The organism is Parvibaculum sp. (genome assembly GCF_049671045.1).
GTDB lineage: Bacteria > Pseudomonadota > Alphaproteobacteria > Parvibaculales > Parvibaculaceae > Parvibaculum.
The window spans coordinates 1-12038 of record NZ_JBATUH010000074.1 but is presented as its reverse complement, the minus strand read 5'-3'; the positions used below and the strand labels follow the sequence as shown (position 1 = coordinate 12038).

Below are 12038 nucleotides of genomic sequence, written 5' to 3'. Positions count from 1 at the left end.
TGGCGCGGCGCGCGCGGCACGGCCTGGCGCATGGCGGCGCTCGCCATCACGCTGCTTGCGCTTCTCAACCCGACCATGCGCGAGGAAGACCGCCAGCCCGTGCCGGATGTCGTCGCCATCGTCGTCGATCGCAGCCAGAGCATGGATGTCGGCGCGCGCCGGAAGGAGGCGGGCGAGGCGCTGGCCCGCATCGAGAAGGCGATCCGCAATCTCAAGGGCGTAGAGATGCGCATCGTCGAGGTCGAGGGCGGCGCGGGCGGAAGCTCCGAGGAAGACGGCGAAGGCACGCGCGCCTTCGCGGCTCTTGAAGGCGCTCTGGCCGATGTGCCCCGCGAGCGGGTGGCTGGCGCCGTTCTCATCACCGACGGCGAAGTCCATGACGTGCCGAAGACCGCGGCGGCGCTCGGCTTTGACGCGCCGGTTCATGCGCTCATTGTCGGCCGCAGGAACGAGAGGGACCGCCGCCTGACCGTGCTCGAGGCGCCGCGCTTCGGCATCGTCGACGAAGCGGTGAAGCTCGCCTTCCGCGTCGACGACACTGGCGCGAGCGCGGGCGAGGCATCCGGCATGACGGCGCCGGCCACCATCTCCATCGACGGCAAGGAAGTGATGAAGACCGCCGTGACCGTCGGCGAGAAGACAGAGGTTTCGCTGTCGCTGAAGCATGGCGGCCTCAACGTCATCGAAATCGATGTCGCGCCCGGCCCGGAGGAACTCACGCTCCTCAACAATCGCGCCGTCGTCGTCGCCAATGGCATCCGCGACCGTCTGCGCGTGCTTCTCGTTTCGGGCGAGCCGCATCCGGGCGAGCGCACCTGGCGCAACCTGCTGAAGGCCGACCCCTCCGTCGATCTCGTCCACTTCACCATCCTCCGCCCGCCGGAGAAGCAGGACGGAACGCCCATCGGCGAATTGTCGCTCATCGCCTTTCCGACGCGCGAACTCTTCGTCGACAAGCTCGACCAGTTCGATCTCATCATCTTCGACCGCTTCAAGCGGCAGGGCGTGCTGCCGCTCGAATATCTGTCGAACATCGCCAAATATGTCGAGAATGGCGGCGCGCTGCTCGATGCGGCGGGCCCGTCCTTCGCCTCGCCCTATTCGCTCTACCGCACGCCGCTTGCGGTGATCCTGCCCGCTCAGCCGACGGGCGACATCACCCTTGGCGGCTTCCGGCCCGAAGTCACCGCAACCGGCCACAAGCACCCCGTCACCGCCGATCTTCCGGGCAGCGCCGACAACCCGCCCAAGTGGGGCCGCTGGTTCCGCGTCATCGACAGCAGGGTCGAGCGCGGCGAGGTGCTGATGGAAGCGCCCGGCGGACGCCCCCTCATGGTGCTCGACCATGCCGGAAAGGGGCGCGTCGCGCAGGTGCTCTCCGATCACATATGGCTCTGGTCGCGCGGCTTCGAAGGCGGCGGTCCGCAGGCGGAACTTCTCCGCCGCCTCGCCCACTGGCTGATGAAGGAACCCGACCTCGAGGAGGAAAACCTTTCGGCCACGATCGAAGGCGACACGCTGAGCGTGAAACGCCGGACCATGGCCGACATGACGCCTCCCGCCGAAGTCACCCTGCCCTCCGGCAAGACGAAGGAACTCGCGCTCGAGGAGACGGCGCCCGGCCGCTTCGAAGGGCGCATCGCCATCAGCGAACTCGGGCTCTACCGCGTGACGCAGGGCGACCTCAGCGCGGTGACGGCGGCAGGGCCGCTCAACCCGAAGGAATTTGCCGATGTGCGCGCGACGGAAAGCCGCCTGAAGCCGCTCGTCACCGCAAGCGGCGGCGGCATCTACTGGGCCGGCAAGGACGCCGGGGACACGCCCTCCGTGCGCGGCGTCCGCCCCGAGCATGACGCGGCCGGCGACGACTGGCTCGGCCTCAAACGCAACGGGCAATATCTCGTGCGCGCCGTCCATCAGGTGCCGCTGCTGTCAGGCCCCCTCGCGCTCATCCTCATTCTGGGCGCGCTCGCCCTCGCCTGGCACCGGGAAGGCCGCTGACGAGACGGCGAAAGCCCGCGCTCCGCGCTTGCGGCATAGCCGGGCCGGGCGTATGTTCGCCCGCGATGTTATAATATTACATTTTCGGAACGCCCAATGGAGCCCTCCTCCGATCTCCCCGCCGCCCCCACCACGCCGCCAGCCTTCTCCGCTCTCGGCGCGAGCGTGCCGCAGCGCCTTGGGATCGCGAGCCTCCTGATCGCGCTCATCTGGCTCGCCGTCTATTGGGCGCGCGCCTGATGGCCGGCCTCATCGACATTGACGATCTCACCGTCGCCTATGACCGGCGGCCCGCCGTCCACCATCTGAGCGGCAGCTTCGCCGAAGGCAGCCTCACGGCCGTCGTCGGCCCCAACGGCGCCGGCAAATCGACGCTTCTCAAGTCGATCGTCGGGCTTCTTCGCCCGAGCCAGGGGCACATCGCCATGAGCGGCATCGCCCGGCGCGATCTTGCCTATCTTCCACAACAGGCCGAGATCGACCGCAGCTTTCCCATCGACGTCGCCGACACCGTGGCCCTCGGCCTCTGGAACGAAACCGGCATCTGGAAGACGGTCACGGGCGACGGGCGGCGGCGCACCGCCGCGGCGCTTGCCCGCGTCGGCCTCGAGAGCTTTGCCCGCCATCCGATCGGCAATCTCTCGGTCGGGCAGTTTCAGCGCGTGCTCTTCGCCCGCATCATCCTTCAGGATGCGCGGATCATTCTTCTCGACGAGCCCTTCGCCGCGATAGACGAGCGCACCACCGCCGATCTCCTCGCCATCGTGAAGCGATGGCATGAGGAAGGCCGCACGGTGATCGCCGTGCTCCATGACATGAACGAGGTGCGCGAGCATTTCCCCGAGACGCTGCTGATCGCGCGCGAACTCGTGGCCTGGGGGCCGACCGGAGAGGCGCTCACCGAGGAGACGCTCGCCCGCGCCCGCGCCATCGCGCGCACATGGACGAACGGGCACAGCCGGGAGCATGCGGCATGAGCCTCTATGCGAATGTGATCGCGCCCTTCGCCGAATATGGCTTCATGCGGCGCGCCCTCGTCGCCTGTCTCGCGCTCGCGCTCGGCGCCGGGCCCATCGGCACCTTCCTCGTTCTCCGGCGCATGAGCCTCATGGGCGATGCGATGAGCCACGCCATCCTGCCGGGAGCCGCCATCGGCTTTCTCGTCGCGGGCCTTTCGCTCTGGGCCATGTCGGCCGGCGGCCTTGTCGTCGGCCTCGCCGTGGCGCTTCTTGCCGGCATCATCAGCCGCGCGACGGCGCTGCGCGAGGATGCGAGCCTCGCCGGTTTCTATCTCATCAGCCTCGCGCTCGGCGTTCTCATCGTCTCGACCCGGGGCTCGAATGTGGACCTGCTGCATGTGCTCTTCGGCAGCATCCTGTCGGTCGATGACGAGGCGCTGCTTCTCGTCGCCTCCATCTCGACGGTGACGCTCGTGGCGCTCGCCATCATCTATCGCCCGCTCGTCGTCGAATGTTTCGACCCCGGGTTCCTGCGCGCGGTCGCGGGCCGGGGCTCGCTCTACCATGTCGTCTTCCTCGTGCTCGTCGTCGTCAATCTCGTCGCCGGATTTCAGGCGCTCGGCACGCTGATGGCGGTCGGCCTCATGATGCTGCCCGCCGCAGCCGCGCGCTTCTGGGCTGTCTCCGTCTGGTCGCTCTCCGCTGTCTCGAGCGCGATCGCCTTCATCTCCGGCTGGATCGGGCTTCTCGTCTCCTACAATTTCGACCTGCCCTCCGGCCCTTCGATCATCCTGACCGCAGGCGCGATCTATGTGCTCTCGATCCTCGCAGGCTCGCAGGGCAGCCTGCGGAAGCGCTTCTTTCCCGGCGCGCATTTCCACAACGAGCCTCATGGCCCGGCCTGAGACGACGCCCATGAAAAAACTTTTCGGCGCATTGGCGTTCTTCCTCGCGCTCTTCTCCGCGCCCGCTTTCGCCGAGCCTCTCAAAGTGGTCGTGACCTTCAGCGTGCTTGGCGACATGGTGCGGCAGGTCGGCGGCGACCGCATCGATCTCACCGTCCTTGTCGGGCCAGATGGCGATGCCCATACTTTCGAGCCAAGCCCCGCCGATGCGCGCGTGCTCGCCGGAGCCGATCTCCTCTTTCTGAACGGGCTCGCCTTCGAGCCCTGGCTTGCCAAGCTCGCCGCCGCCTCGGGCACGCATGCCCGCTTCGTCGTCGCAAGCGATGGCGTCAAGCCGCTGAGCATGAATGAAGGCCGCGCAACCGTTCCCGATCCGCATGCCTGGCAGGACCTTTCGAACGGCGCTATCTATGTCCGCAATATCGAGGCGGCGCTCGCCAGCGCCGCGCCCGCCGACGCCAAGGTGTTTCAGGAAAATGCCGCGCGCCTGCTGCGCGAGCTTGCCGATCTCGACGGATGGACGCGCGCCGAGATCGCCGCCCTGCCCGAAGCTTCGCGCAAGATCATCACCACGCACAGCGCCTTCGGCTATTTCGGCGCGGCCTATGGCGTCGATTTCCTCGCCCCTGAAGGGCTCAGCACCGATGCCGAGCCGAGCGCGCGAACGCTCGCGAGGCTCATCGACCAGATCAAGCGGGAGCATATCCGCGCCCTCTTCATCGAGAACATGTCGGACCCACGCTTCATCCGCATGATTTCCGCCGAAACTGGCGCGAGCCTGGGCGGCAAGCTCTATTCCGATGCGCTCTCCAAGCCCGGCGGCCCGGCGCCAACCTATCAGGCCATGTTCCGCAACAATGTGCCGCAGCTCGTCGCGGCGATGCGGCAAAATCGGTGATGGCGGCCGAAAAGGGCTGATGTATAAGCCGGGCCTTCGGCGGCGGCTCGCCGCCCCCCCTCACCAAAGGCCCCGCGCCCATGCTCACGACGGTTTCAGACTGGCGACCGATGCGGCAGGCCGATCTCGGCGCGGTCGACGAGATCGCGAAGATCGTCCATCCCGCCTATCCTGAGGACATCGCCGTCGCGACGGAACGGCTCGCGCTCTTTTCGCAGGGCTGCTTCATCGCCGAAGGCGAGGCCGGCCTGCTCGGCTATGCGATCTCGCACCCCATGGTCCTCGGCAGGCCCGCCCCGCTCGACAGCCTGCTCGGCGGCCTGCCCGAAGATGCGAATTGCCTCTTCCTCCACGACATCGCGCTGACGGCAAGGGCGCGCGGCCTTGGCTTCGGCCGACTGCTCATCGCGCGGCTGCGGGAGGTCGCGGCAGCGCACGGCCTTGCCCGGCTCGCCCTCGTTTCCGTCAACAATTCGCAAGCCTACTGGCAGGCACAGGGCTTCGAGACATTGGCGCCCGATGCGGCGCTTGCCGCCAAGCTCGCAAGCTATGGCGACGATGCCGCCTATATGGCGCGCGTCCTCTGAGCAGGCGCGTCGCGCATCTCCGGTGCCGGTTTCGTGATCGGGCCATGCGCGGCCGCAAAAGCGCCGGGCTCGAGTTCCCGATAGAGAAGCCGCGCCGGATCGACCGGCCCCGGCATTGAGAGCCGGCCCGGCGGCACGGGAACGAAGCCGACCTTGGCGTAATAGGGCGCGTCGCCCACAAGGATCACCAGCCGGTAGCCGAGCGCCTCGGCATCGGCAAGTCCGCGCTGCATGAGCTTGACCCCACAGCCCTGCCCCCTGAGCCGCGGCTCGACAGCGAGCGGCCCGAGCATGAGGCCCGGCACGCCGCCGATGACGACCGGCCAGAAGCTCAGCGAGCCGACCATGCGGCGCTCAACCTTGCCGTCGCCGGTCACTTCATTGGCGAAGGCGACATAACAAAGCTCCGGAATCGCCCTGTTGCCCTCGCGCAGCCGCTGCGCCGTCTTGGCATAGCGGCCCGGGCCGAAGCTCAGGTCGAGCAATGCGTCGATGGCGGCCTGATGCTCGGGCCGCTCGAATTCGATTTCAAACATGGAAAGCTGTCTCTCGGGTCTGGACGATGCGCTCGGGGTTGGTGGCACCCGCCGCTCTGCCTTCCGGGCCTCTTCAGCCCTGGAGGCCGCGAACGCGACGGCGCGCCCTGCGGAGAGCCTTCCGGCCCTCGCAGCCCATTCGTCGTCGCTCGATCGCAAGGCGCGTCATGTCCAAATCCCTCCGGGTCCGGGCGCAATCGCTGCCGACCCTCGCAGACATGGACGCGGATAGCACACACGGATACCCGACGTAAAGCGGCAAGCACGGCCCGTGGCCCCTGAAAAGGTCTGGAACCCACCGGGCCCATTCGGTAGCTTGCCACCAACTCCAGGCCCAACGTCATAATCAAAGATCAGGGAGAGAACCCATGGGACTTCTTGAAGGCAAGGTGGTGCTCGTCACCGGCGCGGCAGGCGGCATCGGCAAGGAATGCGCGCTGATCGCGGCACGGGAAGGCGCGAAGGTCGTCGTCAACGATCTCGGCGGCAGCGTGAAGGGCGGCGACGAGGGCAACGCCTCGGCGGCCCAGAAGACTGTCGACGAGATCAAGGCGGCAGGCGGCGAAGCGGTCGCCAACTCCGACAGCGTGGCGCTGAAGTCGGGCGCCGAGAACATGGTCGCCCAGGCGCTCGACACGTTCGGCGCGCTGCACTCGATCATCAGCCCGGCCGGCATCCTGCGCGACGGCATGTTCCACAAGATGCCCGACGAGGACTGGGACGCCGTCATCAACGTCCACCTCAACGGCAGCTACAACATCGCCCGCGCGGCCATCAATCATTTCCGCGAGCAGCAGGAAGGCAGCTTCGTTCTCTTCACCTCGACCTCCGGCCTCATCGGCAATATCGGCCAGGCGAACTACGCCGCCGCGAAGATGGGCATTGCCGGCCTCTCGCGCATCATCGCGATGGAAGGCGCCTCGAAGAACGTCCGCTCCAACATCATCGCGCCCTTCGCCTGGACGCGCATGATCGCGACGATCCCGGTCAAGGACGAGGCTTCGGCCAAGCGCGTCGAGCGCATGAAGAACGCTATGCGCGCCGAGCAGGTCGGCAATTTCGCCGTGGCGCTCGCCGCGCCGAGCTGCACCGCCAACGGCCAGATCTTCGCCGTTCGCGGCAACGAGCTCGTGCTGTTCTCGCAGCCGCGCCCGGTGAAGTCCGTCGCCCGCATCGACGGCTGGACGCCGGAGACGATCCTCACCCACGCCTTCCCGGCGATGGAAGGCGGCTACACCGATCTCGGCAATACGGGTTCGGTCTTCACCTGGGAGCCGGTGTAAGCATTTGCCCGCGGCTCGTCACGGCCCGGACAAGCCGGGCCATGGCGGGGAAGTGAACCTGGACATTCTCGGCGGCGGCACCCATATAGGTGCCGCCGTTCGGCTTTCAGGAGGGTGATATGGCAAAGAGAAAGACGCCGCCCCCGCTAAAGGGGCGGAACCCCGCGGCAAAGGCGCTCGCCTCGCCGCTCCACCGGCAGCGGGTGGTCAAGAACCGCCGCAAATATGACCGCAAAAGGCGCGATGCCATCGAAGGCTTCGCGCCTTTTCATTTGGCGCCAGCCCTTCTCTTCGCCTGACGCCCCGTCTGACGCCTCGCCTGGCGCTTCGGGGCGAGCGAGCCCGTCCAGCGCGCCCGGCCCGGCCCGAACTTCTCCACCGCGAAATCAACAAAGGCCCGGACCTTGGCCGAGAGATGCCGCGTGTGCGGATAGATGACATGGAGCATTAGCGGCGGCGGTGCCCAGTCATCGAGAACGGAAACGAGCTCGCCCGAACGAAGCGCGTCGCAACTGATGAAGTCGGGCGAAAGGCTGAGCGCCTGCCCCGCGCGCAGAACGGCCGAGGCCGCATCCGCATTGTTGCAGAGAAGCGGCCCCTTGAGTTCCACCTGAACGGGCTTCCCGTCGCCATTGCGGAAATCGAGAAGTTCCGGCCGCGACATTTGCGTGTAGAGGATGAAGGGATGGTCCGCGAGGTCATGCGGATGCTTCGGCACGCCATGCGCCTTGAAATAGCCGGGCGTGCCGACGACGAGGCGGCGCACCGGCGCGAGCTGGCGCGCGATGAGGCTTGAATCGACGAGCGGCGAGATGCGCAGCGAAACGTCGAAGCCCTCTTCCATGAGATCTATGCGCCGGTCGTTGAGTTCGAGTTCGACGACGAGTTCGGGATAGCGCGCGAGAAATTCGGGCAGCACCGGCCCGAGCTCCCGGATGCCGAAGGTCATCGGCGCATTGATCCTGAGCTTCCCCCTGACCGCGCCTTCGATGCAGGAGGCATCGCGCTCGGCCTCCTCCGCCTCCGCGACGATGCGTGCCGCGCGCTCGAAGACGACCGCGCCCGCTTCAGTCACGCTGATCCGCCGCGTCGTGCGGTTGAGAAGCCGGACACCAAGTTCGTCCTCCAGCGCGGCGATCTGCCGGCTCACCATGGATTTCGAGAGCTTCAGCGCGTCCGCGGCCGCGGTGAAGCTGCCAAGCTCCACGACCCGCGCATAAACGGCGAAGGCATTGAGATCGAGCGGCATTTGTTGCACCTCGCAGAACAATCTGTTCTCGAAACAATGAATTGTCTCAGAGGCTCGCGCAATTATTTTTAGAGCACCAACCCGTTGCATCCGGCGAAGAGGCGCCGGTCCGATCAGAAGCGAGGAAACAATGTCGGCGAATACGCGCGTTCTCGTGCTTTATCACAGCTCTTACGGCCACATCGAAAAGATGGCCGATGCGGTCGCGGAAGGCGCCCGCTCGGAAGCCGGCGTCGAGGTCGTGGTGAAGCGCGTTCCCGAAACCATGCCCGAAGAGGCGATGAAGCAGGCGAACATGAAGCTCGACCAGAAGGCGCCGCTCGCGACGCCGGCCGAGCTCGCCGATTACGACGCCATCATCTTCGGCACGCCGACGCGCTTCGGCAACATGTCCGCCCAGATGCGGAACTTCCTCGATCAGACGGGCGGGCTCTGGGCGCAAGGCAAGCTCATCGGCAAAGTCGGCAGCGTCTTTACCTCGACCGGCGTGGGCATCGGCAATGAATCGACGATCCTCACGACACAGGTGACCCTGCTTCATCATGGCATGGTCGTCGTCGGCGTGCCCTTCGGCGCGCCGGGCATCGGCGACATTTCCGAGGTGCATGGCGGGTCCTTCTATGGCGCAGGCACCATCGCAGGCTCCGATGGCGCGCGCCAGCCGAGCGAAGTCGAACTCGGCATGGCGAAATATCAGGGCGCGCATGTCGCCCGCATCGCGAAGAAAATGAAGAACTGAGGCTTCTCGCGGAGCGCGCGCCTCCTTCGGTCCCATGCGCGCGCCGCGACACTCCGGCCGGCAGCGTTCCTCCTCCCCGGCTGCCGGCCGGTCAGATTCCGAAAGGAGAAACACATGATTGACGTCAGACCCCTGGAGACACTCGGCGGCGAGAACCATGGCTGGCTCGACGCCAGGCATCACTTTTCCTTCAGCAATTATTACGACCCCACCCGCATGGGCTGGGGCGTGCTCAGAGTGTGGAACGACGACCGCATCAAGCCGCGCACCGGATTTCCGCCCCATGGTCATCGCGACATGGAGATCATCACCTTCGTGCGCGAAGGCGCGATCACGCATCGCGATCATTTGAACAATCAGGGCCGCACACGCGCGGGCGACGTTCAGATCATGTCGGCGGGCAAGGGCATCCAGCACGAGGAATGGAACCTCGAGGACACGGACACCACGCTCTTCCAGATCTGGATCGAGACGCGCCTGAAGGGCATCCGCCCGCGCTGGGAACAGGCGGAATTTCCGAAGGAAAACCGCAAGGGCCAGCTCGTGCAGCTTGCAAGCGGCAAGCCCGACGCGCCCGCCGAAGCGCTCTATATCGAGCAGGACGCCGCCATACTCGGCGCGACGCTCGATGCGGGACAGGAGGTCGTCCACGAACTTGCGGGCGGGCGGCTTGCCTATCTCGTCCCGTCGAAGGGAAGCGTCACCGTCAACGGCGTGCTCGTGCCCGAGCGCGCGGGTGCCGCCATTCGCGGCGAGACGAGGCTCGTGATCCGCGCCGGGGAAGACGCGGAGATCCTGCTCGCCGATCTTCCGCCTGAAGTTTGAGGAGGTATAGCAATGGGACTTCTCGTCGACGGAAAATGGCACGATGAATGGTATGATACCGGCAAGACGGGCGGCCGCTTCGTGCGTAGCGATCCGGCCTTCCGCAACTGGGTGACGGCGGACGGCTCTCCCGGCCCCTCGGGCGAAGGCGGCTTTGTCGCAGAGGCGGGGCGCTACCACCTCTATGTTTCGCTCGCCTGCCCCTGGGCGCACCGAACGCTCATCTTCCGCAAGCTGAAGCGGCTCGACGACAGGATTTCGCTCACCATCGTCGATCCGCTGATGCTCGCGGAAGGCTGGACGATCGAGGGCACATATCCCGGCACCCTGCCCGACGGCGTGAACGGCAAGACGCGGCTTCACGAGATCTATCGGCTCGCAAAACCCGATTACACCGGCCGCGTCACCGTGCCCGTTCTGTGGGACAGGACGCGCAGGACCATCGTCTCGAACGAATCCTCCGACATCATCCGCATGCTGAACTCGGCTTTTGACGGCCTCGACGGCGTGGACGCCTCGCTCGACTTCTACCCCGAGGAGCTGCGCCCCGAGATCGACGGCCTCAATGCCGTGATCTACGACCGCGTGAACAATGGCGTTTACAAGGCGGGCTTCGCCACCACGCAGGCGGCCTATGACGAAGCGGTGAGCGCGCTTTTCGACGAACTCGACCGGATCGAGGCGCGCCTTTCCGGCCAGCGCTATCTTGCGGGCGCGAGGATCACCGAAGCGGACTGGCGGCTTTTCACCACGCTTATCCGCTTCGATGCGGTCTATCACAGCCACTTCAAATGCAATCTGCGTCGCATCGCGGACTATACGAACCTGTCGAACTATCTGCGCGAGCTTTATCAGGTGCCGGGTATCGCGGAGACCGTGAATATGAGCCACATCAAGCTGCACTATTACGGAAGTCACAAAACGATCAATCCCACCGGCATCGTTCCGATGGGACCGATCCTCGATTTCTCGATCCCGCACGACCGGGCGCTCATTCCCGTTTAGGACTTCGATCCGTAGACGCGCTTGACGCCGACGAGGCTGCGGTTCTCGTCATAGCGATCCATCGGCGGCAGACCGAAATGGAATGCCTTGAGCGCGGCATCGCCGCTCTGGCGGACATCGAGATCGACATTCGAGGTTACGCAGAAATTGTTCGCATGGCGTGCCGTATAGAAGCCGCCGCAATGGCGGACCGCCGCGCGCAACATGCCGAGCTGAATGTCGTTGAGCCGCTTTAGCGTCGCCTCGTCGCGCGACAGCGCGTTGGGATCAAAATCCACGGCCGCCGAAAGCGCGCCGATGCCACCGCAGAGGATCATGACCGACAGGCAGAGAGTGGCTGCGATTTTTTTCATATCGCTCCTCCGGTCCCCCGCTGCTCACATTAGCGCTGGCGGCTGCGACGCGGCTACTTAAGATAGGAGAAAACAAACAAACAGAGGGAAGGACGATGGCCGGTTTTTCGGATTACGACAAATATGACGCTCTGGGTCTCGCGGATCTCGTGCGCAAGCGCGCCGTGAAGCCGGAAGAGCTTCTCGACGAGGCAATTGCCCGCACGGAGAAAGCCAATCCGACGATCAACGCCGTCGTGCTCAAGCATTACGACGAGGCGCGCGCACAGATCGCGCGCGGTCTGCCCCAGGGACCCTTCACCGGCGTGCCGTTTCTTCTGAAGGACCTCCACCTCCTCCTCGACGGAACGGTGACGACCTTCGGCTCGGCCTACTATCGCGACTACAAGGCCGATCACAACAGCACGCTCACCGAGCGCTATCTCGCCGCCGGCCTCGTCATTTTCGGCAAGACAAGCTCGCCCGAGTTCGGGCTTTCAACTTCGACCGAGCCGCATCTCTATGGGCCCACGCGCAATCCCTGGAATATCGGGCACTCGGCGGGCGGCTCCTCCGGCGGCGCGGCGGCGGCGGTCGCGGCAGGTTTCGTTCCCGTCGCCAATGCGAGCGATGGCGGCGGCTCGATCCGCATTCCGGCGGCGGCTTGCGGCCTTTTCGGCATGAAGCCGACGCGCGGCCGCACGCCCAGGGGCCCCGAT

General features: G+C 65.9%; 15 protein-coding genes. 12 read left to right on the top strand and 3 right to left on the bottom strand.

The window, feature by feature from the left end; genetic code table 11:
* The 6 genes from WBG82_RS09060 to WBG82_RS09035 all read left to right on the top strand — a co-directional run.
* A partial coding sequence (locus WBG82_RS09060) for a hypothetical protein (protein WP_424423983.1) occupies positions 1 to 2001 on the top strand: 2001 nt, incomplete at its 5' end.
* A 96-nt stretch (positions 2002 to 2097) separates the two neighbouring features.
* A complete protein-coding gene (locus WBG82_RS09055; protein ID WP_424423980.1) occupies positions 2098 to 2241 on the top strand; it encodes a hypothetical protein in 144 nt (47 codons plus the stop codon).
* On the top strand, positions 2241 to 2978 hold the full coding sequence (gene aztA / locus WBG82_RS09050; protein ID WP_424423977.1) for a zinc ABC transporter ATP-binding protein AztA: 738 nt from the start codon (positions 2241 to 2243) through the stop codon (positions 2976 to 2978). Before WBG82_RS09055 ends, aztA begins: the two co-directional genes overlap by 1 nt.
* Positions 2975 to 3865 (top strand): metal ABC transporter permease, encoded by an 891-nt coding sequence (locus WBG82_RS09045; RefSeq protein ID WP_424423975.1) that lies wholly within the window; start codon positions 2975 to 2977, stop codon positions 3863 to 3865. Before aztA ends, WBG82_RS09045 begins: the two co-directional genes overlap by 4 nt.
* A 10-nt stretch (positions 3866 to 3875) precedes the next feature.
* The gene (locus WBG82_RS09040) at positions 3876 to 4763 is read left to right on the top strand and encodes a metal ABC transporter substrate-binding protein (RefSeq protein ID WP_424423972.1); all 888 of its coding nucleotides are present in this window, start codon (positions 3876 to 3878) and stop codon (positions 4761 to 4763) included.
* Between the two features lie 80 nt (positions 4764 to 4843).
* Positions 4844 to 5350, top strand: coding sequence for a GNAT family N-acetyltransferase (locus WBG82_RS09035; RefSeq protein ID WP_424423969.1), 507 nt, complete (start codon positions 4844 to 4846; stop codon positions 5348 to 5350).
* On the opposite strand, the gene WBG82_RS09030 is transcribed toward WBG82_RS09035, so the two are convergent.
* Complete coding sequence (locus WBG82_RS09030) at positions 5329 to 5886, bottom strand: GNAT family N-acetyltransferase (RefSeq protein WP_424423967.1); 558 nt, start codon at positions 5884 to 5886, stop codon at positions 5329 to 5331. The genes WBG82_RS09035 and WBG82_RS09030 overlap by 22 nt on opposite strands.
* A gap of 368 nt (positions 5887 to 6254) precedes the next feature.
* On the opposite strand from WBG82_RS09030, the gene WBG82_RS09025 reads away from it, so the two are divergent.
* Positions 6255 to 7169, top strand: a complete 915-nt coding sequence (locus WBG82_RS09025) for an SDR family NAD(P)-dependent oxidoreductase (RefSeq protein WP_424423965.1) — start codon at positions 6255 to 6257, stop codon at positions 7167 to 7169.
* Between the two features lie 119 nt (positions 7170 to 7288).
* Positions 7289 to 7468 carry a hypothetical protein gene (locus WBG82_RS09020; RefSeq protein WP_424423963.1) on the top strand — a complete coding sequence of 60 codons (180 nt, stop codon included), beginning with the start codon at positions 7289 to 7291 and terminating at the stop codon, positions 7466 to 7468.
* Here the strand turns inward: WBG82_RS09020 and WBG82_RS09015 are convergent.
* Positions 7438 to 8418 carry a LysR family transcriptional regulator gene (locus WBG82_RS09015; protein WP_424423960.1) on the bottom strand — a complete coding sequence of 327 codons (981 nt, stop codon included), beginning with the start codon at positions 8416 to 8418 and terminating at the stop codon, positions 7438 to 7440. The genes WBG82_RS09020 and WBG82_RS09015 overlap by 31 nt on opposite strands.
* A 130-nt stretch (positions 8419 to 8548) precedes the next feature.
* Between WBG82_RS09015 and wrbA the strand changes: the two genes are divergently transcribed.
* The 3 genes from wrbA (at position 8549) to WBG82_RS09000 (ending at position 10987) form a co-directional block, all read left to right on the top strand.
* Entirely contained in the window at positions 8549 to 9157 is a 609-nt protein-coding gene (gene wrbA, locus WBG82_RS09010) for an NAD(P)H:quinone oxidoreductase (RefSeq protein ID WP_424423957.1), read from the top strand.
* A gap of 114 nt (positions 9158 to 9271) precedes the next feature.
* Positions 9272 to 9982 (top strand): pirin family protein, encoded by a 711-nt coding sequence (locus tag WBG82_RS09005; protein WP_424423954.1) that lies wholly within the window; start codon positions 9272 to 9274, stop codon positions 9980 to 9982.
* 12 nt (positions 9983 to 9994) lie between these two features.
* On the top strand, positions 9995 to 10987 hold the full coding sequence (locus WBG82_RS09000) for a glutathione S-transferase family protein (protein ID WP_424423951.1): 993 nt from the start codon (positions 9995 to 9997) through the stop codon (positions 10985 to 10987).
* Here WBG82_RS09000 and WBG82_RS08995 read toward each other — a convergent pair.
* Entirely contained in the window at positions 10984 to 11340 is a 357-nt protein-coding gene (locus WBG82_RS08995) for a hypothetical protein (protein ID WP_424423948.1), read from the bottom strand. The genes WBG82_RS09000 and WBG82_RS08995 overlap by 4 nt on opposite strands.
* Before the next feature lie 95 nt (positions 11341 to 11435).
* On the opposite strand from WBG82_RS08995, the gene WBG82_RS08990 reads away from it, so the two are divergent.
* Positions 11436 to 12038 (top strand): amidase family protein (locus tag WBG82_RS08990; protein ID WP_424423945.1); only part of this gene is annotated, 603 nt, incomplete at its 3' end.